At 63.4% G+C, this 22,785-nt stretch carries 20 protein-coding genes and 1 riboswitch; of the genes, 7 read left to right on the forward strand and 13 right to left on the reverse strand.

Annotated features, from left to right (window positions below; all coding sequences use genetic code 11):
• Positions 1 to 2: 2 nt before the first annotated feature.
• From CRO18_RS05635 to CRO18_RS05650, 4 genes are read right to left on the reverse strand one after another with little or no spacing between them, the layout of a single operon-like run.
• Positions 3 to 632 carry a precorrin-8X methylmutase gene (locus tag CRO18_RS05635; protein ID WP_076483267.1) on the reverse strand — a complete coding sequence of 210 codons (630 nt, stop codon included), beginning with the start codon at positions 630 to 632 and terminating at the stop codon, positions 3 to 5.
• 27 nt (positions 633 to 659) lie between these two features.
• A complete protein-coding gene (gene cobN, locus CRO18_RS05640) occupies positions 660 to 3,896 on the reverse strand; it encodes a cobaltochelatase subunit CobN (protein WP_097081369.1) in 3,237 nt (1,078 codons plus the stop codon).
• Positions 3,896 to 4,942: a cobalamin biosynthesis protein CobW gene (gene cobW / locus CRO18_RS05645; protein ID WP_097081370.1), complete on the reverse strand. Its 1,047-nt coding sequence runs from the start codon at positions 4,940 to 4,942 to the stop codon at positions 3,896 to 3,898. The genes cobN and cobW overlap by 1 nt, the downstream gene beginning before the upstream one ends.
• A 3-nt stretch (positions 4,943 to 4,945) precedes the next feature.
• Positions 4,946 to 5,314, reverse strand: a complete 369-nt coding sequence (locus CRO18_RS05650; RefSeq protein ID WP_097081371.1) for a DUF1636 domain-containing protein — start codon at positions 5,312 to 5,314, stop codon at positions 4,946 to 4,948.
• Between the two features lie 76 nt (positions 5,315 to 5,390).
• A riboswitch (cobalamin riboswitch) is annotated at positions 5,391 to 5,612 on the reverse strand.
• Positions 5,613 to 5,651: 39 nt separating this feature from the next.
• On the opposite strand from CRO18_RS05650, the gene cobO reads away from it, so the two are divergent.
• The gene (gene cobO, locus CRO18_RS05655; RefSeq protein ID WP_076483263.1) at positions 5,652 to 6,293 is read left to right on the forward strand and encodes a cob(I)yrinic acid a,c-diamide adenosyltransferase; all 642 of its coding nucleotides are present in this window, start codon (positions 5,652 to 5,654) and stop codon (positions 6,291 to 6,293) included.
• Positions 6,294 to 6,565: 272 nt separating this feature from the next.
• The gene (locus CRO18_RS05660) at positions 6,566 to 8,011 is read left to right on the forward strand and encodes a cobyric acid synthase (protein WP_097081372.1); all 1,446 of its coding nucleotides are present in this window, start codon (positions 6,566 to 6,568) and stop codon (positions 8,009 to 8,011) included.
• Between the two features lie 52 nt (positions 8,012 to 8,063).
• Here CRO18_RS05660 and bluB read toward each other — a convergent pair whose 3' ends face one another.
• The 5 genes from bluB to CRO18_RS05685 are packed head-to-tail and all read right to left on the reverse strand — an operon-like array spanning position 8,064 to position 11,964.
• On the reverse strand, positions 8,064 to 8,687 hold the full coding sequence (gene bluB / locus CRO18_RS05665) for a 5,6-dimethylbenzimidazole synthase (protein ID WP_076483261.1): 624 nt from the start codon (positions 8,685 to 8,687) through the stop codon (positions 8,064 to 8,066).
• Entirely contained in the window at positions 8,677 to 9,654 is a 978-nt protein-coding gene (gene cobD / locus CRO18_RS05670) for a threonine-phosphate decarboxylase CobD (RefSeq protein WP_097081564.1), read from the reverse strand. Before cobD ends, bluB begins: the two co-directional genes overlap by 11 nt.
• Positions 9,651 to 10,595: an adenosylcobinamide-phosphate synthase CbiB gene (cbiB, locus tag CRO18_RS05675; RefSeq protein ID WP_097081373.1), complete on the reverse strand. Its 945-nt coding sequence runs from the start codon at positions 10,593 to 10,595 to the stop codon at positions 9,651 to 9,653. Before cbiB ends, cobD begins: the two co-directional genes overlap by 4 nt.
• Positions 10,592 to 11,389 (reverse strand): propanediol utilization protein, encoded by a 798-nt coding sequence (locus tag CRO18_RS05680; RefSeq protein WP_097081374.1) that lies wholly within the window; start codon positions 11,387 to 11,389, stop codon positions 10,592 to 10,594. The genes cbiB and CRO18_RS05680 overlap by 4 nt, the downstream gene beginning before the upstream one ends.
• Positions 11,386 to 11,964 carry a histidine phosphatase family protein gene (locus CRO18_RS05685; protein ID WP_097081375.1) on the reverse strand — a complete coding sequence of 193 codons (579 nt, stop codon included), beginning with the start codon at positions 11,962 to 11,964 and terminating at the stop codon, positions 11,386 to 11,388. The genes CRO18_RS05680 and CRO18_RS05685 overlap by 4 nt, the downstream gene beginning before the upstream one ends.
• Before the next feature lie 74 nt (positions 11,965 to 12,038).
• Between CRO18_RS05685 and cobU the strand changes: the two genes are divergently transcribed.
• From cobU to CRO18_RS05705, 4 genes are all read left to right on the forward strand, one after another.
• Positions 12,039 to 12,542 carry a bifunctional adenosylcobinamide kinase/adenosylcobinamide-phosphate guanylyltransferase gene (cobU, locus tag CRO18_RS05690; RefSeq protein ID WP_097081376.1) on the forward strand — a complete coding sequence of 168 codons (504 nt, stop codon included), beginning with the start codon at positions 12,039 to 12,041 and terminating at the stop codon, positions 12,540 to 12,542.
• 6 nt (positions 12,543 to 12,548) lie between these two features.
• A complete protein-coding gene (gene cobT / locus CRO18_RS05695) occupies positions 12,549 to 13,556 on the forward strand; it encodes a nicotinate-nucleotide--dimethylbenzimidazole phosphoribosyltransferase (RefSeq protein ID WP_076483256.1) in 1,008 nt (335 codons plus the stop codon).
• Positions 13,556 to 14,341, forward strand: a complete 786-nt coding sequence (gene cobS, locus CRO18_RS05700) for an adenosylcobinamide-GDP ribazoletransferase (protein ID WP_097081377.1) — start codon at positions 13,556 to 13,558, stop codon at positions 14,339 to 14,341. The genes cobT and cobS overlap by 1 nt, the downstream gene beginning before the upstream one ends.
• Positions 14,342 to 14,468: 127 nt before the next feature.
• Positions 14,469 to 16,844 carry a methyl-accepting chemotaxis protein gene (locus tag CRO18_RS05705; RefSeq protein ID WP_102026114.1) on the forward strand — a complete coding sequence of 792 codons (2,376 nt, stop codon included), beginning with the start codon at positions 14,469 to 14,471 and terminating at the stop codon, positions 16,842 to 16,844.
• Positions 16,845 to 16,873: 29 nt separating this feature from the next.
• Here CRO18_RS05705 and CRO18_RS05710 read toward each other — a convergent pair whose 3' ends face one another.
• From CRO18_RS05710 to CRO18_RS05720, 3 genes are read right to left on the reverse strand one after another with little or no spacing between them, the layout of a single operon-like run.
• Positions 16,874 to 17,332 carry a hypothetical protein gene (locus CRO18_RS05710; RefSeq protein ID WP_076483253.1) on the reverse strand — a complete coding sequence of 153 codons (459 nt, stop codon included), beginning with the start codon at positions 17,330 to 17,332 and terminating at the stop codon, positions 16,874 to 16,876.
• An 18-nt stretch (positions 17,333 to 17,350) separates the two neighbouring features.
• A complete protein-coding gene (locus CRO18_RS05715; protein WP_097081379.1) occupies positions 17,351 to 18,367 on the reverse strand; it encodes an endonuclease/exonuclease/phosphatase family protein in 1,017 nt (338 codons plus the stop codon).
• Positions 18,368 to 19,066, reverse strand: a complete 699-nt coding sequence (locus CRO18_RS05720) for a TerB family tellurite resistance protein (protein WP_076483251.1) — start codon at positions 19,064 to 19,066, stop codon at positions 18,368 to 18,370.
• A gap of 221 nt (positions 19,067 to 19,287) precedes the next feature.
• On the opposite strand from CRO18_RS05720, the gene nhaA reads away from it, so the two are divergent.
• On the forward strand, positions 19,288 to 20,490 hold the full coding sequence (gene nhaA / locus CRO18_RS05725) for a Na+/H+ antiporter NhaA (protein WP_097081380.1): 1,203 nt from the start codon (positions 19,288 to 19,290) through the stop codon (positions 20,488 to 20,490).
• Positions 20,491 to 20,579: 89 nt separating this feature from the next.
• Here the strand turns inward: nhaA and scpA are convergent, their stop codons facing one another.
• Positions 20,580 to 22,709 (reverse strand): methylmalonyl-CoA mutase, encoded by a 2,130-nt coding sequence (gene scpA / locus CRO18_RS05730; protein ID WP_076483249.1) that lies wholly within the window; start codon positions 22,707 to 22,709, stop codon positions 20,580 to 20,582.
• Positions 22,710 to 22,785 lie beyond the last annotated feature (76 nt).

Here is a 22,785-nt window from a genome sequence, read left to right on the forward strand (position 1 = left end):
GATTATTCCTTCCGACAGGCAAGCGCATTGACCGCCGCAACGGTAATGGCAGAGCCGCCCAAGCGCCCCTCCACCACGACCCATGGCACCGGGTTCGCCTCGGCCAGCGCAGCTTTCGATTCCGCCGCGCCAATAAAGCCCACGGGGCAGCCAATGATCGCGGCCGGACGCGGGCAATCGGGGTCTTCAAGCATGTTGAGCAGGTGAAACAAAGCGGTCGGCGCATTGCCAATTGCCACCACCGCGCCAGCCAGTTTGGGCCGCCACAATTCCAACGCGGCGGCGGAGCGGGTGTTGCCCATCTCTTTCGCCATCTCCGGCACGCGCGGGTCTTGCAGCGTGCAGATCACTTCGTTGTTTGCCGGCAGACGCGCGCGGGTGATCCCCTCGCTCACCATGCGCGCATCGCACAGGATCGGCGCGCCCGCCTCAAGCGCAGCCCGCGCCGCAATCGCCATGCCCGGCGCGAATTGGACGTGTTTTTCTAGCCCCACCATGCCCGCCGCATGGATCATCCGCACTGCGACCACCTCTTCTTCGGGGGTGAAACGGGCCAGATCGGCCTCTGCGCGGATCGTGGCGAAGGATTGCACGTAAATCTTCGCGCCGTCCTTCTCATACTCATAGGGCATTGCGGGTCTCCGAAAAGGGTTGTGCGCTCATAGCCGTTCTTCAAGGCTTGCGGCAATGGAATTGCGCCGGGTCTGCCACAGCCCGGCCTCGGCCAAACGGCGGAAAAGGTCGCGCATCGCGGCGAGCGCCTGCGGGTTGGCGGTTTCAAGAAAATCGACCACGGCCTCGTCGCCCAAAGTGGCCTCATGATAAAGGTCAAAGAGATGCGCGGGCACGACTTGGGCCAGATGCGCGAAAGCGGCCATGTGATCAAGCGTTGCCGCAATCTCGGCCCCACCGCGAAAGCCGTGCCGCATCATGCCAGAGACCCAAGCCGGGTTGGTGGCGCGGGCGCGCACGACGCGGGCAATTTCTTCGGGCAAAGTGCGGGCCCGTGGGCGCGCGGGGTCCGTGGCGTCGAGGTGGTAAAGTGCGGGCGCTTCCGCCCCAAGGCGGGCAAGGGCCGCGGCAAAGCCTGCCTCATGCGCGGCGTAATCGGCGGCCAAGAGCACATCTGACTCTGGCAGGTCTTGCGCATGCACAAAGCTATCCGCCCCCATCAGGCGCGCCTCAAGCCCGGCCCGGTCCGCGCGGATTTCACCCTTTTTATCAATCGCGTAGGAGGAGGCATTGAGCCATGCCTCACCCGCTGCAGCGCGGGCTTCGGGCGTGAAATGGTCAAGCGCTTCGCCCATACCGAGCCCATATTGGCCGGGCCGTGGCCCAAAAACCCGCGGCGCGGGGCGGGCATAGGGGTTATCGTCCACACTTTCTTCGCGCAAAGCCAAAGCCTCGGCCCCGGTTTCAAAAAGCTGGGCCAAACCCGGAAAGATATCGCGGAAAAGGCCGGAGACGCGTAGCGTCACATCAATGCGCGGTCGCCCCAAAAGCGCGAGCGGAATGACCTCAACACCTGAAACACGGGCCGCGCCCTCGTCCCACACGGGCTTCAGCCCCGCGAGATGCAGCGCCATTGCGAATTCCTCGCCTGCAGTGCGCATGGTGGCGCTGCCCCAAAGGTCAATCACCAGCCCTTTGGGCCAATCGCCTTGATCTTGCAGGTGCTTGCGCAGCAATTCCTCGGCCAGTTTCACCCCTTGGGCATGAGCGGCGCGCGAGGGCACGGCGCGCGGATCCACCGCAAAAAGATTGCGCCCGGTGGGCAGCACATCGGCGCGCCCCCGCGCGGGGCTGCCCGAGGGGCCGGGGACGACGCGCGCGCCCGAAAGCGCCGCCGTCAGCCCCGCGCGTTCCTCGGCCCCACAAGCGCCCTGCCCCAGCACATGCAGCCCATCGCCAAACTGGCTTTCTTTGATGTCGCAGACAAAGCGGTCGATCCGGGTGATCGCTTCTGCCGCCGATGCCTCTGACGGGATGCCCAGATCATCCTCTACCCCGGAAGCCCGCGCCTCATCGCGAATATCGGCAATCAGCCGGTCGCGACGCGCGGGGTCGAGCCCGTCGGCGGTGGAATATTCATCCAAAAGCCGTTCGAGCCGCGTCATCCCCTCGGGCACGGCGGCTTGGGCGAGTGGCGGCGGAAGGTGGCCCAGCGTCACCGCGCCCAAACGGCGCTTGGCCTGCGCCGCCTCGCCGGGATCATTGACGATGAACGGGTAAATGACGGGCCGGGTCCAAAGCGCCTCGGGCCAGCAGGTTTCTGACAAAGCCACCGCTTTGCCCGGCAACCATTCCAGCGTGCCATGCGCACCCATATGGCACAGCGCCTGCACGCCTTGCGCGCGCAGCCACAGATAAAACGCCACATAGGCGTGGCGCGGGGTGCGGCTCAGGTCGTGATAATCGTCATCGCGGGTGGTGACCGCACCACGCTCGGGCTGCAGCGCCACCCATGCGGCACCCCGCTGCAACGCAGCAAAATGGAAGGCCCCGTCTTGGAAGGCGGGGTCATCTTCCGGCGCGCCCCAAGCCTCGGCCAGGTCTTCGCGCAATTGTTCGGGCAAGGTTTCAAGCGCCGCCAAATACTCAGCCAAAGGCCAAGCGTGGCGCGCAGCGGTCAGGCTTTCTACCGGAGCGCCCGCGCTGACCCCATAACCTTCATCGGCCAATTGGCTCAACAAACCTTCGGTCGAGGCCAAAGCATCCAGCCCCACCGCATGAGCCATCTGCCAATCCCGGCCCGGATAGGTCGAGAGCACCACCGCCAAGCGCCGCTGCGCCACCGGGGTTTGGGCAAGTTCATGCCAGCCCGTGATCCGGTCGAGCGCCGCGGTGATGCGGCCTGCATCGGCACGGTGGGCAAAGCGGGCATATTCCAAATCCGGGTCGCGCGGTTCGGGGGCCTTGAAAGACACAACCCCCGCGAAAAGCCGCCCATCCACCTCGGGTAGCACCACATGCATCGCCAAATCCGCTGGCGAAAGGCCCCGCTCGGCCTCCGCCCAATCGCGTTTGCGCGCGGTCGAAAGGGCGACTTGGAAAACCGGCACGCCATAGCGGTCAAAGGGCGTGGTGCCATCTGTACCCTGCGCCGAAAAGGCGGTGGCATTGACGATCAGCGCCGGGGCGTGCCCGTCAAGCCGGGCTTGCACAGCATCGCCCAAGCCCTCGGCCTTTAACGACGCCGCAAAAAGCCCGTAAGCCGCAAAGCCGCGCGCGCGCAGCCCTTCGATCAGCGCATCCACCGGCGCGGTATCAGCCGAGGTCAGATAGGAGCGATAAAACGACACCAGCGCCAAGGGCCCCTCGCCCTCAGGCGCGGCGATCACGCCCTTGGCCGGATCATAAAACCCCCAATCGGGCAGCCGCTTATCGCCCGGCACCGGCGGCGCATAAAGGCCCGAGGCCAGCGCGAGTTGCGACAGCGCCGCTTGTGCGGCCACCGCGCCGCCCGCATCGCAAAGCTCTTTGAGCCGCCGCAGCGTCGAGACCGGCAGGGTCGAGAGCGCATCGAGCCGTTCATCCTCGCGCCCATCCGCGGGCAGCACCGCCAAAGCGATCCCCTTGCGGCGGCACAAGTCTTGCACCGAGGCCAGCCCATAGGGCCAATACGCCTCTCCGCCGATCAGGCGGATCAAAATGCCCTTGGCTCCGGAGAGTGTATTTTCCACATAAGTATCGACCGAAACCGGGTGGCGCAGCGCCACAAGGTTTGCCAACCGCAGCGTCGGCAGTTTGCCGCCCGCCCGTTTCCAGCCCGCCGCGAAAGCGCCAAGGTCGCTGTCAGAGAAAGACAGCGCCACAAGGTCCGCCGGGCGCTGACCAAGATCGGTCGGCACCTCGGTTTCCTCAAGCCCGTGGCTTTCGCGGAAGACGACATGCATCAGGCAGACACCCCGGAAAGCAGCACGTCGCGGATCGCGGCTTCATTCACATCATCATGCTCGGCAATGACCACAAGCGCGGAGCGGCGGGCGCGGTCGCCCCAAGGCTGGTCATATTGATGGCGCACGCGCGCGCCCACCGCCTGAACGAGCAAACGCATCGGCTTGCCCGCCACCGCGACATGGCCTTTGACGCGCAAAATGTTTTGCTCAGTTGCCAAGCGTTCAATCGCCGCCACCAGCGCCGCCGGGTCGGTGATTTCGGGCAGCTCAATCACCACAGTTTCAAAATCATCATGCTCGTGATCATCGGCCCCATCATGGTGGCTTGGCCGCGCGGCCAGATCATCTTCCGCCGCCGCGCCAATGCCCAAGACCACCGCCGGGTCAATCGTGCCCTCGACCATCGGCAAGATCGGCAGCTTGCGCGGGGCTTCGGCCTCAATCACCGCGCGCGCGGCGGCCAAGCCTGCCTCGCCCGCGAGATCGGCTTTCGACAAAAGCACCAAATCCGCACAAGCGATCTGATCTTCAAACACTTCCGAAAGCGGCGTTTCATGGTCGATGCTGTCATCGGCTTGGCGCTGCGCATCCACCGCCGCCTCATCGGGCGCAAAACGGCCCGCCGCCACGGCCTCGGCATCCGCCACGGCAATCACACCATCAACGGTAATTTTCGAGCGGATCGCGGGCCAGTCAAAGGCTTTCAAAAGCGGCTTGGGCAGCGCAAGGCCCGAGGTTTCGATCAAGATATGATCGGGGCGATTGGGCCGCGCCATCAGCGCCTCAATCGTCGGGATGAAATCATCCGCCACGGTGCAGCAGATGCAGCCATTGGCCAGTTCGACAATGTTCTCATCGGGGCAGTTTTCATCGGCGCATTGGCGCAGAATGTCCCCATCCACCCCCACGGTGCCAAATTCATTGACCAACACCGCGAGCGTGCGGCCCTGCGGGTTCGCCATCAGATGGCGGATCAGCGTGGTTTTGCCCGCGCCCAGAAAGCCGGTGATCACAGTGACGGGAATTTTGACGAGGTCCGACATGGCTTACTCCTGAACGGGCAGATCTTGCGGGGGAATACGGGCAAGGCTTTGCTTGCGGAAAATTTCGGGCCGCGCGCGCCACGGCACGAGGCCATCGGCGCTTTGCGCGTAAAGCGCTGCGCCTTCCAAAATGGTCGCGGCATCTTCGGGGCCCATGCGGCCATAGACGTAGGACCATTTACCGGGGGCCGAAAGCGCCACCGAACAACCCTGTGTGCAGGCCGATAGGCATTCAACCGGCACCACCGTAACCCCCTCGGGGCAAGGCAGATCGGTAAGCGCAGCGTGCAAAAGCGCGCCGGGGCGGGCCTCGCCTTCGGGCTCAACACCTGCGCGGCGGCAAGTGGTGCAAACGTGCAGCGTGGTGGCCATCACCCCTCCTTAATGGGTTTGGGGGCGGGGCCGAAGACGGGCATGAAGCCCCTCCCGGTCGCGGCACACCCCGTCCGCCCGAAACACATACGCTGGCAGGTCTCCCGGCTTGCGGATGCGAGGCCTAAACCCCACGGTCGCCCCCCCTTCCCGGCTTTTGCCAGTGGTGCGGGGCGCCCTCTCCGGTCACGGTCGCGGGGGCGGCTGCGTTTCGTGTTTTTGACTGTTTCAGTCGCAAACCCTGTCGCATTCCCTCTTCGCCTGTCATAGGACAGAAACCAGCGCCGCCCCTGAGTGGGCGAGACGCCTGCCATTGTCAAGCGCGAGGACCGCCCCGATGACGTCTGAAAACGACAGCGCCCCGGAAGAGAAACCCGACGATCTGGCCCGGCATGCCACGAAGATGGCGAAGAAAAAGGCCGCACGCGATAAGATCATGGCGGGCAAGTCCGGCGAAAAGGGGCTGATCATCGTCCATACCGGCTCTGGCAAGGGCAAAAGCTCCTCTGGTTTTGGGATGATTCTGCGCTGCATCGCGCATGAAATGCCCTGCGCGGTAGTGCAATTCATCAAAGGCGCTTGGGACACGGGCGAGCGGCGCTTGCTGACCACCCATTTTGGCGATCTGTGCCAGTTCTACGCGATGGGCGAGGGTTTCACTTGGGAAACCCAAGACCGCGAACGCGATGTGGCGGCGGCAAAAGCGGGGTGGGAAAAGGCGAAAGAGCTGATCCGCAACCCCGAGATCCGCATGGTGCTTTTGGACGAGATCAATATCGCGCTGCGCTATGATTATCTTGACCGCGACGAGGTGCTTGCCTTCTTGCGCGACGAAAAACCCGAAATGACCCATGTCGTGCTGACGGGCCGCAATGCCGCGCCCGAGTTGATAGAGCTGGCCGATCTGGTGACCGAGATGGGGCAGATCAAACACCCGTTCCGCTCGGGCATCAAAGGGCAAGCGGGCGTGGAGTTTTAAGGCAACGGCTGGGGGCGCGGCCCCCAGACCCCCGAGGTATTTCGGCCAAGAAGAAACGGGCACGTTAAGGAGTCGTTAACCTTGCTTTGTGAGGCTTTGACTGCGGTACAGGGAGAGGTCCCGATGACCGCCCAAGGAGAAAGCGCTGCGTCTTCCCCGCTGCGGCGGCCCAAGGCGCAGCGCCGCTATAATATTTGCCGCGCCCCTTTCTTCTTGGCACAAAATACCTCCGCCGGAGGCTCCCAAACGTACAACACAACCGGAGGCCGGGCATGAAATCCCTGATGATCCAAGGCGCTGGCTCAAACGTCGGCAAGTCGATGCTGGTGGCGGGGTTGTGCCGCGCGGCAAAGCGGCGGGGGCTGAAGGTTGCGCCGTTCAAGCCGCAAAATATGTCCAACAATGCCGCCGTGACGGCGGATGGGGGCGAGATTGGCCGTGCGCAGGCGCTTCAGGCGCTCGCTTGCGGGCTCGAACCGATGGTCGATATGAACCCGATCTTGCTCAAGCCCGAGACTGATGTGGGCGCGCAGGTCGTGGTGCAAGGCAAGCGGCTCACAACCACCAAGGCGCGCGATTATGCGGGGCTCAAACCGCAGCTAATGGGCGCTGTGCTGGAGAGTTTTGAGCGGCTGAAAGCCAGCCATGATCTGGTGATCGTCGAAGGCGCGGGCAGCCCGGCGGAGGTCAACCTGCGCCAAGGCGATATCGCCAATATGGGCTTTGCGCGCGCGGCCAATGTGCCGGTGGTGCTGGCGGGCGATATTGACCGGGGCGGTGTGATTGCGCAGATCATCGGCACGCAAGCGGTGCTGGATCCAGACGATGCCGCGATGATTTCTGGTTTTCTGATCAATAAGTTCCGGGGCGATGTATCGCTGTTTGACGATGGCTATCGGCTCATCGAAGCCCGCACCGGCTGGCACGGCTTTGGCACCTTGCCGTGGTTTCGCCAAGCGCATTTGCTGCCTGCCGAAGATGCGCTGGATCTTGGCTCGGGGCGCACATCGGGGGGTACCGTGATCGCCTGCCTTGCGCTCTCGCGGATTGCGAATTTTGATGACCTTGACCCGCTTGCCGCCGAGCCGGGGGTGGATTTGGTGATGGTCACGCCGGGCCAGCCGATCCCTTGCGAGGCGAAGCTGGTGATAGTCCCCGGCTCCAAATCCACGCGCGGCGATCTGGCGTTTTTACGCGATCAGGGCTGGGACATTGACCTGCAAGCGCATGTGCGGCGCGGCGGTCATGTGCTGGGCATTTGTGGTGGCTATCAGATGCTGGGCCGCTCGGTCGCCGACCCCGATGGCATTGAAGGCGCGCCGGGCACCACGCCGGGGCTGGGGCTGTTGGACGTCGACACGGTGATGACCCCCGACAAGCGCCTGACCCGCACCCGCGCCACCCATGCGCCCACCGGGCTTGATGTTGAAGGCTATGAGATTCACATTGGCAAGACCGAGGGCGCGGACCGCGCCCGCCCCTTTGCGCGGATTGAGGGCCAGGCAGAGGGTGCGATTTCGGCCAATGGCAGGATAACGGGCAGCTATTTGCACGGGATGTTTTCTGCCGATGCCTTCCGCGCCGCGTTTTTGCAGGGCCTTGGCATTGCCGCCTCGGGCCAAAGCCATGCGGTCGGGGTGGAGGCCACGTTGGAAGCGCTCGCCGACCATATGGAAGAGCATCTGGATGTAGAGGGGCTCTTGGCCTTGGCGCGGTAACCCGCCGCAAGCGAAAGCCGCGCCCTTTGGATCAGGCGCGGCCTTTTGCGCCTTAGCGCACTTCCCAATCGGTGGGCAGGTTTTCTTGCCAGCCCGCGCGGTGCAGAAGCGGCGTGTCATCGGTGAACTCGGGCGTGCCGATGCACAGCCACGCGGTGAATTCCCATTCGGGCGGGGTTTCAAGCAATTCTTCCACCGCTTTCGGGTCCAGCACCGAAACCATGCCAAGGCCAAGGTTTTCCGCACGTGCCGCCAGCCACAGCGTATGGATCGCCATTGCGGTGGATTGTTGCAGCGTTACCGGCATCGAGGCGCGGCCCAGCCCGTGGCCCGCTTGCGGGTCGCGGTGAGTGAAGACGGCGAGTTGCAGCGGCGCTTGGTCGATGCCTTGCAGCTTCAGTTTCGCGTAAGCCTCCGCCTGATCGCCTTCATAGGCCCCGCCCGCCGCGTCGCGCGCGGCATTGAAATTGGCCAGCACCTTGGCGCGGATCTCGGGGCTGTCGATGCGCAACACCCGCCACGGGCGCGCATTGCCAACAGACGGCGCCATATCCATCGTGGCGCGCAAACGGTCGATCACCTCTTCAGAGATCGGATCGGGGCGGAAATGGCGCACATCGCGGCGCCAGCGCAAAACCTCTTGCAGGGCATCGCGGTGGGGTTGGTCAAAGTCCATCGGTTAAAACCTTTTCCAGTCGGGTCCATTCGGCGGCGGAGCCGGGCAGGCCCAGCCGCAGCCAGTGTTGCGAATAGGGGAAGATGCGGCTCCAGATTTGCGCGCGGGCAAGCTTTTCTTGCGCGGCCACCGCGTCGGGCGTGGCAAAGGTGCGAAAGAGCGCCGTGCCGCCGATCAGCGCCCACCCCGCCGCTTTGGCAAGTGCATCAATTTGCACGACTTCTTCGCCAAGCCGCGCGGTGGTGGCCGCGGCCCAAGCGGTGTCTGCCAGCACGTGCGCGCCAATTTCGAGCGCAGGGCCCGAAACGGGCCACGGCCCCGCCATATCGGACAGTTCCGCGATGGTCTCGGCCGCGCCAAAGGCAAAGCCAAGCCGCAACCCGGCGAGCCCATAGAACTTACCGAACGAGCGCAGCACGATCAGATTGCCGCCCGCTTGATCGACCAGCGAGATTTCGGGCGTCGCATCGGCAAAGCTTTCATCGACGATAAGCCGCCCCACTTTTGGCGAAAGTGCCTGCAAGGCCTCGGGCGCGATCACCCGGCCATCGGGGTTGTTGGGGTTGACGACCACGGCAAGGTCAGCGCCCGCCAAGTCTTCAAACCGGGGGACTTCTGTCACCTTCCAGCCCGCGCCGCGCAAGGCGCCCGCATGTTCGTTATAGGTGGGGGCCAAAACCTTGGCATGGCCCGGCGCGGTGAGGCGCGGCACCAGTTGAATGGCCTGTTGCGCACCTGCAAGCGCCACGCCGGGGGCCGTGGTGTCAAAGGCCCGTTGCGCGGCGGTGATCAGCGCGGCTTTTTGCGTGGCGGTAGGCAGGCCCGTCCAGACCTCGCCGGGCAGATCGCACAGCGGATAGGGCACGCGGTTGATGCCGGTGGACAAGTCGATCCAATCCGCCCCGCCAAAGCGGGCCTTGGCGGCATCGATATTGCCGCCGTGATCGCGCGCCTGATCTTGGCTCACGCAAACCTCCAAAGCAGTGCCGCAAGGGCAATCAGTGCCCCCGCCCCTGCCATGGCACGGATGTAAAGTGCAAGACCCCGCGCCAGCGTTTCGGGGCTGGGGTCGGGGGCCGCGCCATTAAGCCACGGCTCCTCGGTCACGCGGTCCCCATAGATGCGCGGGCCAGACAGGCGAATATCGAGCGCCCCGGCCATGGCCGCCTCGGGCCAGCCCGCATTGGGGGAGCGATGCGCGCGGGCATCGCGTTGCATGATATCAAGCGCCTGCGCCGCGCGCTTGCCCGAAGCGACGCCAAACAGCACCCCTGTCAGCCGCGCGGGGATCAGGTTCACCATGTCGTCGATATTGGCAGAGGCCCAACCAAACTCTTCATGGCGCGGCGTGCGATGGCCGATCATCGAATCGAGCGTGTTGATCGCCTTATAGGCGGCAATGCCCGGCAGCCCTGCCACGCAGCCCCAAAACAAGGGCGCGATGATCCCGTCCGAGCTGTTCTCGGCCAAGCTTTCAAGGGCAGCACGCGCCACCCCCGCCTCATCCAACTGCGCGGGATCGCGCCCCACGATCATCGAAACCGCGTGGCGCGCGCCCGCGAGATCGCCCACCAAAAGCGGTTTGGCGACAGCGGCCACATGATCATGCATGGAACGCAACGCAACCAGCGGCCAAGCCAGCACACCACCGATCACAATGCCAACCCAACTTTGCGGCAGAAGGCTTTGACAAATATGTGCTATTGCCCAGGTAAGCAAAATCACCACCGCCGCCGCCGCCACGCCTTTGGCCTTGCGCTGCGCGCCCGTGTTCCACGCCTTATCAAGCCGCGTGATCAGCGCGCCGATCCAAGTGACCGGATGGCCGATGCGGTTATACAGCACCGCAGGCCAGCCAAGCGCGAGGTCGAGCGCGATGGCGACAAGCATCATTGCGGCAAAGTTCATCTCTCTCCCCCCTGCAGGCGCAAGACCCCGCGCCAGCCTGCGCCGCGCAGCACCGCCTCGGCCCCCGCGGGCACGGTGCCCGGCGCGAAAATCAGCCCCCGCGCCGCGCCGGTATGCGCGCGCATCCAGCCAAGCGCGCCGAGCTTTGCGACCAGCGCAGAGACATCTTCGCCCGCGGGCCCGCGCAACGCCGTGCAGCGCGCGGCACTTTCGGACGCAAGCGCGGCAAAACTCGCCAAATCTTCGGCCCTTTGCCAGCGCGCAACAAGGTCGGCAATATCGGCAAAGCGGGTATCCGCCGCCACCGTCCGCGCGGGGCCACCGCAAAACCCGCCCAAAATCTCATAGCGCGGCAGTCTGGGCAGCGTGCCAAGCCCCTGCCCCTGCCGCGAGGCCCACAGCAGCCGATCCGGCGCGGCGAACATGGTCGGATCGCTCGCCCCCTCCGCCGCGATGCAGGCCTGCGCCAAAACCTCGGGCGGGCCTTCCCATCCGGCCAGATGCGCAAGGGCAACAAGCGAGGCGGTGGAAACCCCCGTGCCAAGGCCCGGTGCCACGCAGGGGCGCAAAACGACTTGGCCCTGTAGCTTTAGCCCCAACCGCGCCAGAAACCGTCGCGCGCGTTCTGGGCTGAGCCCTGCGCCTTGCACCGAAAGCCCGCGCCGGGGGTGGTAAAACGCCTCTAGCCCCAGTTCGGGCGCGGCGACCGTCACCAGCACCACCGGCCCATCGGGACCAAGCCGCCCTTGCAGCCATTCGCCAAAATGGCCCGGAAGGTGCAGGGCCGGTCTCATCCAAAGGTCCGGTTGACGTTGGAAATGACCCAATGCCCATTCGGCAAAGCCAACAACTTGGTGACGGAAAACGGCGAGACATCAAAGGCAAGGCCAGAGGCGAGATGCCCCATCGCCAGTGAAAGCGCCGCGCGCACCACACCGGCATGGGCGACAACGGCAATCCGCCCACCCTGCCCCGCCAGATCGGTCAGCGCCGGATGCACGCGCGCGCATTGATCGGCGAAACTTTCCCCCCCCGGCGGGCGGTGATGCGCCAAAGCCTCCCGCGTCATTTGGCCAATATCGGGCAGGTCTTTGAACGGCACGCCTTCCCAAGCGCCAAAATCTTGCTCCCAAAGCCGCTCGTCAAAGCTGGGTGTGGTGTTTGGAAAAAGCGCCGCCGCGGTTTGCTGACACCGCAGCGCGGGGCTCGCCACCAATTGCACCTCCTCGCCAAGCGCCGCGACGGTGGCCGCGATCACGGCTTCCTCTGGCAAATCGGCGGGCACATCGCGCCGCCCAGCCAAACAGCCGCCATTGGCCGCAGGCGCATGGCGGATCAGCAAAAGCTCCGTCGCAGCGTTCGCCCCCATGGTCGCATTTCTCCTTCAAACTCGCCGCCCTTTCTGCTTTGTTGCCGCGCAAGGAACAAGAGGCAAGGCTTCCCATGGCACGCATCCTTCTGGTGACCGGCGGCGCGCGCTCGGGCAAAAGCACTTATGCCGAGGCGCGCACACTCGAAATGGGAACGCCCGCGCATTACATCGCCACCGCGCAGGCATGGGATGACGAAATGGAAGCCCGGATCGCCGCGCATCAGGCCCGGCGCGGCCCAGAATGGGTCACCCATGCCGAACCTCTCGATCTTGTGAAAGTTTTGCGCGAAACGGACACCGCCCCGCGCTTGGTGGATTGCCTGACGCTGTGGCTCACCAATTTGATGCTGGGCGAGAAAGATTGGGAAACTGCGGCAAAGGCACTCGTTGCAACGCTGCCCGATCTGGCGTCTCCGGTCGTGTTTGTAACCAATGAGGTGGGGCTGGGCATCGTGCCCGACAACCGCCTTGCCCGAGACTTCCGCGATGCGGCGGGATATCTTAACCAATGGGTCGCAGCAGCGGCGGATGAGGTCATCTTCACCGTTGCGGGCCTGCCAATGAAAGTGAAGTGAGCCACGATGCAGCCGTTTGAATCTTTTGCCGAATTTGCCACGCTGGCCGACCGTCTGCCCGCCGCCGATGAGGCCATCCGGGCCGAAGCGCAGGCCCGCCAAGACAGCCTGACCAAACCGCAAGGCTCGCTGGGCCGTCTGGAAGAACTCGCGCTGCATTGGGCGGCGTGGCGCGGCACCGTGCGCCCCGAGATCAAGAAAGCGCAAGGCATTGTGTTTGCCGGCAACCACGGCATTTGCGTGCATGGTGTGGCCCCCTTCCCGCAAGAAGTGACCGTGCAAATGGTCGCCAACTTTGAGGCCGGTGGCGCGGGCATCAACCAGCTGTGCCGCGCGGCGGGGGCAGAGCTCAAAGTGGTCAAACTCGACCTCGACCGCCCGACCCAAGATTTCACCACCGCCCCGGCGATGACCGAGGCGGAAACGATTGCCGCTCTCAATGTGGGCTTTGCCTCGGTTGATACCGATGCCGATGCGCTGATCATTGGCGAAATGGGCGTGGGCAACTCGACCATTGCGGCCGCCCTCGCGGCGGCAGTCTTTGGTGGCCCGGCGGTGGATTGGGTTGGCCCCGGCACCGGCTCGGATGCCGAGGGGATCAAACGCAAAATCGCCGTCGTGGACAAAGGCTTGGCGCTGCATTCGGGCCTTGGCGGCATGGAAACGCTGGCCGCGCTGGGGGGCCGTGAACAGGCCGCGATGTGCGGGGCTATTTTGGGCGCGCGTGCGGCGCGCATCCCGGTGATTTTGGATGGCTTCATCTGCACCTCGGCGGCGGGCACGCTTTACAAAGTGGACCCGCGCCTGCTGGACCACTGCGTTGTGGGCCATTCCTCGGCCGAACCGGGCCACCGCCTGATGCTGGAAGCGATGGGCAAACGCGCGCTGATGCAAATGGATATGCGCCTAGGCGAAGGCACTGGCGCGGCGCTCGCGCTTGGGGTCGTGCGTGCGGCGCTTGAATGCCACAACGGCATGGCGACCTTTGCCGAAGCTGGCGTGAGCGAAGGCTGATGACCGAGCAAGGGCAGGCAAAACCGGGCTGGCTGCGCGCCCGCGCGACCGAGGCGCTTTTGGCGGTGGTGTTGCTTACGCGCCTGCCCGCCCCCCGCCTGCCCGACCCGGCGCCAAGATTGGGGGAGGCCGCTTGGGCCTTCCCGCTGGCCGGGCTGGTGCTGGGGGTTTTGGCCTCAGCCGTTCTGGCCCTTGCACTCGCTTTTGGGGTGCCGCCCAGCGTCGCGGCGGGGCTTGCGCTTGGCGCGCAGGTGATGATGACCGGCGCACTGCATGAAGACGGCCTTGCCGATTGTGCCGATGGCTTTTGGGGCGGCTTTACCCGCGAGCGGCGGCTAGAGATCATGCGCGACAGCCGCATTGGCACCTATGGTGTGGCGGCACTCGTCTTTAGCCTTGGGCTGCGCTGGCAAGCGCTTGCTTTCCTTGCCGGATTTAGCCCCATTGTTGCAAGCGCCGCGTTGATTGGCTTGGCGATGAGCACCCGCGTGACCTCGGTCGCCTTGATGGCCACCATGCCCACCGCGCGCGACAATGGCATGGGCCACCGCGCCACGGGTGTGACGCCGGTGGTGCTTGCGGGGGCGATGGCGCTTGGGATCGCCGGGCCGCTCCTCTTGGGGCTACCGCTCTTTGCCATCGTGCTGGCGGAAACGCTCGCCGCGCTCGCCGTGGCACGTCTCGCCATGCAGCGCTTGGGCGGACAAACCGGCGATGTGCTTGGCGCGGCGCAGCAATGCGCTGAAATCCTGGGCTGGTGCGCGATCTGCGCCCTGCTTGGTTAAGCCGATCTCTTCGAAAAAGCCCGCATTTTATCGTCAAAGCGGTTTTGCCGCACAAAAAGGCTTACCTAGCTTCACCGGGTCTTAACGAGTTTTTCGCACGATCACCGCAGTTTTTCGGAGCGTGCGTATGTCGACTAAAGGCAAGACCAGAACCTTCTCATCTTTCCTGATCCGTATGGGTCTGACCGTGGTCCTGTGTGCGATCATCGTCGCCGGGGCCCTTGGCGCGATGGTTTACGTCGATATGCGCGGCCAAGACCAAGCCGCTGCGGTGGCGCGGCTCAAGGATGATCTTGGCGCGGTTGAACGCAATATCGCGGCGGCGCGTGATGCCGAGGCGCGGTTTCGCGAATTGCGCCAAGAAGAGTTGATCGGGCAGCAACAAGAATTGCTGGACGAAATTGGCACCGCGCTTGACCGCATTGCCGGTCAAGCCGAACGCTTGGGCCATGACGATATTGCCAAGGATGCGCGCGCGGTCAAAGCTCCGCTTGGCGACTATGGCCAAAGCTTCACTGCGCTGGCCGAGGCCCGCCGCACGCTGGGTCTGACCGTCGAAACCGGGCTTGAGGGCGAATTGCGCGCCGCCGTCCATGATGCCGAAAAGATTGTGAACACGCTTGGGGTTCCGCAGGTTCAGATCACGCTCTTGATGCTGCGTCGGCATGAAAAAGACTTCATCATGCGGCAAGATCAGAAATACATCGGCAAGGTCGATGCCGAGGTGGCGACCTTCCTCGACTATCCCGAAAGCAAATATCCTTCGGCCCAACACCGCGCCCGCGCGGTGAAAAAGATTGAAGCTTATCAAGCCAGCTTCCATCAATTTGCCGATCTCACGTTGAAACTGCGCGCGATGGGCGAGGCAAGCGATACCGCCTATCACACGGTTCTGCCCGCGCTGGCGCAACTGCGTGGCCGGATCACCAGCGATGGGGCTGAAATCGCCGCGATTTCTGCCAAGCAAAAAATGATCGCAGGCGGAGCCATTGCCGCAGCGGGGCTTTGGGGGCTTTTGCTGCTCACCATCTCTGCCGTGCGGCTTTACCGCGCCACCGCGCTGCCGCTGCGCTCTGTCTCTGAGGCAGTCAGCACTTTGGCCGCGGGCACGACCGAAATTTCTGTGCCGCAATCGCGCGTGACCGAGGTGCAATCCATCGGGGCCGCTTTGACCACCTTCCGCGATGCAATGCTGGAACGCCGCCGCCTTGAGGCCGAACAAGCCGCCGAGGCCGAGCGGGCTGCCGCCGAGCGCCAAGCCCAAGCCGACCGCGAAGCCGCCGAAGCTCGCGCCAAGGCCGAAGCCGCCGAGGCCGAGCGCCGCGACGCCGCTGCACGCCAAGCCCGCGAACATGCCGCCGCGCAAGAGATTGCCGCTGTTGTCACCGCCTGCGCCGAGGGGGATTTCTCGCAACGGCTGCGCACCGATGACAAAGAGGGTGTCTTCGCCGAACTATGCCATGGCGTGAACCGGATCGGCGAGGCCGCTGCCGATGGGCTGGCTGCGGTGCAAACCGCGCTCGAACATCTGGCTGAGGGCGATCTTACCTACCGCATGCCGACAAGCTTCCAAGGCATTTTTGCCGAAATCGCGCAGGTGATGAACCATTCGACCGACAGCCTGAGCGATACGCTGACCAATATCACCGTCTCGGCCACCTCGGTCGATGTGACCTCGAACGAAATTTCGGGCGCGACCGATGACCTTGCGCGGCGCACCGAGCGCAATGCCGCCACGCTCGAACAAACCGCCTCGGCGCTTGAACAAATGTCCGCCACGGTGAAATCGGCGGCAAGCTCTGCCGAAGTGGCGCGTGGCGCGGTGGATCAGATTTCCGCCAAAGCAGGCAATGGCCGCGAGGTTGTGACGCGCGCCGAGGCCGCGATGGATGAGATCAAGACCTCCTCCGATGCGATCGCCAAAATCTTGCAGGTGATCGACGACATCGCCTTCCAAACCAACCTGCTGGCGCTGAACGCCGGGGTCGAGGCCGCCCGCGCGGGCGAGGCCGGGCGCGGCTTTGCCGTTGTCGCCTCCGAGGTGCGCGCGCTGGCGCAGCGGTCCTCGGAAGCGGCGCGCGATATTGCCGGGCTTATTGAAAGCTCAGGTCAATCGGTCGGGCGCGGTGTGGAACTGGTGCGCGATTCTGGGGCTGCCCTGCGCGATATCGTGGCGGGTGTGGAAGATGTCGCGCAAAAGATTGCCGAGATCGTCACCGCCTCGCGCGAAACGGCCGCGGGCATTGGCGAGATTTCGAACGCCACCACGGAACTTGATCGCACCACGCAGCAAAACGCCGCCGTCTTCGAGCAAACGAATGCCGCCGTGCGCACGCTGCAAGGGGAGGCCACCGCGCTGGCGCAATCGGTTTCGGCCTTCCGGCTGAGCGCACAAGGGATGCAAGCCCCCGCGTCGCAACCTGCGGTTTCCAACACCGTCGCGCATCACGCGCATCAGGGCGCCGCCAATGAAACGGTGTTTGTTTCGCGCCGCCGCGCCTAAGTCACCGGGCGTGACTAACCGGGCGTGGCTTAAAGATCGGTGATCGGCGCGCGCAAACCGGTTTTCGGTTTTGCGCGGTCATCGGGCGCCAAAAGCGGCGGCGGTTCAGGCGCACCGGGCACCCGACGCATGATAATATCGCCATTCGGCAACCGCTCAGGTGCATTGTAATAGCGAATATCGTCGATCAGCGCCAAAACCTGCTTCAACTTTGGCCCCAAAGCCTCTGCCGCTTCGCCCAAGCCTTGCTGCATCTCATCAAGATGCGGAGAGACCTCATCCAAAAGCCCGCGCAAGAACAATTCCGCGCCCCGCTCGACGAGCGACTTCCCCGCCGCCATATCATCACGGCCAGAGGGTTCGGGCAGATCTAGTTCTTCGCCCGGAGGCTCCAAAATTTGCGGTCCGCTATCTTGGGCAAAGGCAAACCAGCCCCCCAGCCCAAGGGCCGCAGCGGCAACACCTGCAAGAAGAATGCGCTGTTTCATGGCGCCAATATAAGCGCGTTACAGCGCAATATCTACCGAGACCGGAAAATGATCTGAGGCTTGCAGCAAAGCTTCGCGCAATTCGGGCGCGCTGTAGCAGGCCGGGTCATCAAACGGATGCCAAATCCGCCATTTCGGGCCGCGCTGCCGCAGATCGGGCGAGAGCAAAATGTAATCCAGCATAGCCGAGAAATACTTGCCCGGCGGCGGGTCAGGAATGAAGAACCGCGCAGAGGCAGGCTGCGCCTCGGTCTGGCCTTTGCCAAGCCGCGCATGCGGGTCAAAAAGCTGGCGGTTGCGCGCAAGCCCTTCGCCCAAAACGATTTCTAGCCCCGAGCGGCCAAAGAGCTTTTCATATTCATCGAGCCCCGGACCATCGTTGAAATCGCCCAGCACCATCAGGCTTTCGCCTGCATCCAAAAGCGTATCCACCCGGCGGCGCAGCCACAGACATTGCGCCAATTGCTTGCGGCGGTTCTCGATTGCGATGCGGACTTGGGTATCCAGATCATGCGCCCCATGCGGCGCTTTGGATTTGATATGCACGCCAATAAGCCGCAGCGCACCGCCCGTGCGGGTCTCAATCACGGCCTCCAAGGGGGGCTTGGAAAAGGTCACCGTATCGAGCGTGTCGTCGATATCGAGGTCGATCTCCAGCTTGTCATCAAAGCGCGGCGCCAGCGGCGTGCCGGGGTTGGGGTCATGGTAGATTTGCACCGCATCGGGGTCATAAAGCAGCGCGATTTCTTGCTGGGTGTCGTTTTCAAAGCCAATCAAGGCACGGCGTTGGCGTAGCCCGAATTTGGCGGCAAAGGCCTCCAGCATCGGGACGGTTTTGCGCCGCGTGTTGTTATCGGGGGCTTCAACAATCAACACGCAATCGGCATCAAGCGCGGTGAACACAATCCCCAGCGCGCCCAATTGTTCCGCCCGCGTCACGCCGTAGCGCGAGGAGCGCTCGCTATCGTCGAGCATCCGCCCGCGCCGATCAAAGAGCGCGGTGAACCATTCCACATTATAAGTGGCAATCCGCATTCACAGCGCCGATTGCTTGGCGGCGCTTTCGATCTGCGCCCAAGCCTCGTTGAGCGCAACAACACGCTCTTCGGCCAGTTTCACCGCTTCGGGCGGCAGGCCGCGTGCCATCGCCCGGTCGGGATGGGCCTCGCGCACCAGCGTCTTCCAGCGCGCTTTCACCGTGTCGATATCGGTGCCGGGCGGCAATTCCAAAACCGACCAAGGGTCGAGCGGCGCACCTGGCACAAAGGCAGCCCGGACCGAGCGGAAATGCAGATCTTCAATGCCAAAGATGCGCGCGACCTCGGACAGGAAGGCATCTTCGTTTTCGTGATATTCGCCATCGGCCATCGCAATGGCAAAAAGCCCCTCCAGCAGGTCTTGCAGCATCGGATCGCCGCGCCCGAACATATCGGCGATCTTGCGGGCATAGGCATCAAACCCGGCCACATCGGTGCGCGCCATATCAAAGACGCGCGCGGCATTCGCCTCTTCCCCCGGCGGGATTTGGAAAATGTTGCGAAAGGCCGAGACCTCATCACGGGTCACTTGCCCATCGGCTTTCGAGAGTTTCGCCCCAAGCGCAATGATCGCGATGGTGAAGGCCACCGAGCGTTCGGGCGGCGTGCGCTCAAAAATGCCCGCCAACCCTTCGGCGCGGGTAAGCGAGGAAACGGCCTCACCAATGCGGGCCCATAATGATGGCTTGCGCTCCATAACGCCACTTTAGCGCCGCGCAACGGCTTTTGCATCTGCGGAACAGGTCAAAAATAAAGGAAATTCTTGCCTGTTGCAGGCGCGCTGCCTGAGGGGAAACGCCCCTTTGCACATGCAGCAAAATCGCCCCCAATCCGAAGCGTTTTGGTCGATTTTGCCTTGAAACGCGGGCGTTTCCCCCCATTTTTCAACAAGACAAAGACAACAGGAGGGACAAGCGCGTGCTCAGCCGCATCGAGAAATTATTCCAACATGAAGCGGCGGGCGGCATCGTTTTGATGATCGCCACGGCACTGGCGCTGGGGCTGGCCAATTCCTCTTACGCCGATCTTTACACACAGGTTTTGCACCTCAAGTTCACCATCGCGCTGGGGGATACCGGGCTTTCCAAACCGCTGATCTTATGGATCAACGATGGTTTGATGGCGATTTTCTTCCTGCTCGTTGGCTTGGAACTCAAGCATGAAATCCGCCAAGGCGCATTGCGCACCCCCTCTAACGTGGCGCTGCCGGGCGTTGCCGCTTTGGGCGGGATGGCGGTGCCTGCGTTGATCTATTTGGCGCTCAACTGGTCTGACCCGGCGCATGTTTCGGGCTGGGCAATCCCGACCGCGACCGACATTGCCTTTGCGATTGGGGTCGTGGCGCTTTTGGGCAAACGGGTGCCGCCCGCGCTGAAACTGTTCCTGCTCACGCTCGCGATTTTGGATGACCTTGGCGCGATTATCGTGATTGCGCTTTTCTACACGGCAGAACTGAAACCGATTTACCTCGCGCTTGCGCTCATTCCGATGGCGCTGATGGCGCTGCGGCTGTTCACCGGCGCGCATCGAGTGGCGCCCACGCTGATCTTGGGTGCGGTGCTCTGGGTCTTGGTGCTGAAATCGGGCGTCCATGCGACGCTGGCGGGGGTGATCACCGCCTTCTTCATTCCGCTCAAAGACCGCTATGGGAAATCGCCGCTGCATTCGCTGGAACATGCGCTCAACCCCTATGTGATGTTTATGATCGTGCCGCTTTTTGCGCTGGCGAATGCGGGCGTGAGCCTTCAGGGCATCGGGCTTGGTGATTTGCTCGCCCCCTTGCCGCTGGGCATTGCCGCCGGTCTGGTGATCGGCAAGCAGCTTGGTGTTTTCGGGGCGAGCTATGCTTTGGTGAAATCGGGCGTTGCGCGGTTGCCTGCCGCCACCACATGGCTGCAGCTTTACGGCATCGCCTCGCTTGCCGGGATCGGCTTCACCATGTCGCTGTTCATCGGTTCGCTGAACTTTGAAGAAGACGCACAGATGAATGCGGTGCGGCTTGGGGTGTTAGCAGGCTCGCTCATCTCGGCGCTGATTGGCTTCTTTGTGCTGCGCTTTGCGCCGCTTACCAAGGAAGCCAAAGAAGAGATCGCCGAGGCACAAGCGCAACCGGCGCAATAAGCCGGGGTCGCTGACCCCTGTCCCACGGGCCTTAAAAAGAAAAAGGGCGCCCCGTTCGGAGCGCCCTTTGTTTTTTGGCTGGGACCAGATCAGGCGCGCGCGGCGCGGATCAGATCAAGGATTTCGCGCGCAGCGGCGGGGATATTGGTGCCCGGCCCGAAGATCGCCTTCACACCCGCTTTTTTCAGGAAGTCATAATCTTGCTGCGGGATCACCCCGCCGCAGATCACCAAGATATCCTCGGCGCCTTTTTCCTTCAGCGCTTCGATCAGCTTCGGCGCAAGCGTTTTATGGCCCGCCGCTTGGCTCGAAATGCCCACCACATGGACGTCGTTATCAATCGCGTCTTGCGCGGCTTCTTCCGGCGTTTGGAAGAGCGGCCCCACATCAACGTCAAAGCCGATATCGGCGAAAGCGGTAGCAATCACTTTGGCGCCCCGGTCATGCCCGTCTTGGCCCATTTTCACCACCAACATCCGCGGGCGGCGGCCTTCGGCCTCGGCAAAAGCATCGACATCGGCTTGGATTTGAGCAAAGCCCGCATCGCCCTCATAGGCGGCGCCATAGACGCCTGCGAGCGTTTTCACCTCGGCGCGGTGCCGGCCAAAGATTTCTTCCATCGCTATCGAGATCTCCCCAACCGAGGCCCGCGCGCGGGCCGCTTCGACGGCGGCTTCCAGAAGGTTGCCCCCTTCTTGCGCGCGCCGCGTCAGTTCGGCGAGCGCCGCCTGACATTTCAACTCGTCACGGGTCTTGCGCATTTTCGTAAGCCGCGCCACCTGCGCCTCGCGCACGGCAACGTTGTCGATATCGAGAATGTCGATCGGCTCTTCTTTGGCGAGACGATACTTGTTCACCCCAACAATGACTTCTTCGCCACGGTCGATCATCGCTTGGCGCTTGGCCGCCGATTCCTCGATCCGCAGTTTCGGCATGCCGGAGGCCACAGCCTTGGTCATGCCGCCCATCGCCTCGACCTCTTCGATCAGCGCCCAAGCTTTTTCGGCCAATTCAGCGGTCAGGCTTTCAACGTAATAGCTGCCCGCCAGCGGATCGACGACATTGGTGATGCCGGTTTCTTCTTGCAAGATCAGCTGCGTGTTACGCGCGATCCGGGCGCTGAACTCTGTCGGCAGGGCAATCGCTTCATCCAGCGCGTTGGTGTGCAAAGACTGCGTGCCGCCAAGCGCTGCCGCCATCGCCTCATAGGCGGTGCGGACCACGTTGTTATAGGGGTCTTGCTCTTGCAAGCTCACGCCCGAGGTTTGGCAATGCGTGCGCAGCATCAGCGAGCCCGGTTTCTTCGGGTTGAACTCGGACATGATGCGGTGCCACAGCAGCCGCGCGGCGCGCAGCTTGGCGGCTTCCATGAAGAAGTTCATGCCAATGGCGAAGAAGAAGCTCAAGCGCCCCGCAAACGCGTCGACATCCATGCCCCGCGCTAGGGCCGCGCGCACATATTCGCGGCCATCGGCGAGCGTATAGGCAAGCTCCTGCACGAGGTTCGCGCCCGCCTCTTGCATGTGGTAGCCCGAAATCGAGATCGAGTTGAACTTCGGCATCTCTTTCGAAGTGTATTCGATGATATCGGCGATGATCCGCATGCTCGGTTCAGGCGGATAGATGTAGGTGTTGCGCACCATGAATTCTTTGAGGATGTCGTTTTGGATCGTGCCCGACAAAAGGCTGCGGTCCACGCCCTGTTCCTCGCCGGTGACGATGAAGTTTGCCAGCACCGGGATGACGGCGCCGTTCATCGTCATGGAAACGCTGATCTTTTCCAGCGGAATGCCATCGAAGAGGATTTTCATATCCTCAACGCTGTCAATCGCCACACCGGCTTTGCCGACATCGCCCACCACGCGCGGGTGGTCGCTGTCATAGCCACGGTGGGTGGCAAGGTCGAAGGCCACCGAAACGCCCTGTTGGCCCGCCGCAAGCGCCTTGCGGTAGAAGGCGTTTGACTCTTCGGCGGTGGAAAAGCCCGCATATTGGCGGATCGTCCACGGGCGCCCCGCATACATCGTGGCGCGCGGCCCACGGGTAAAGGGCGCAATCCCCGGCAGCGTGCCCATATGCGACAGCTCTGCCGTATCGGCCTCGGTATAAAGCGGTTTGACCGTGATCCCCTCGAGGGTTTCCCAGTTCAGGCTATCGGGGCTGCGGCCCTTCAGCTCTTTTTCGGCCAGTGCGCGCCAGTTTTCGATCTTGTCGGTCATCTCGAACCTCGCTTCGGGCTGGGCGGGGGTTGGACCCCGCCACCCGGGATTGGACAGTCTTGCAGGGGGAAAACTC

The sequence above is a fragment of the Rhodobacter sp. JA431 genome (genome assembly GCF_900217725.1).
In the GTDB taxonomy this organism is placed as follows: Bacteria; Pseudomonadota; Alphaproteobacteria; order Rhodobacterales; family Rhodobacteraceae; genus Rhodobacter; species Rhodobacter aestuarii.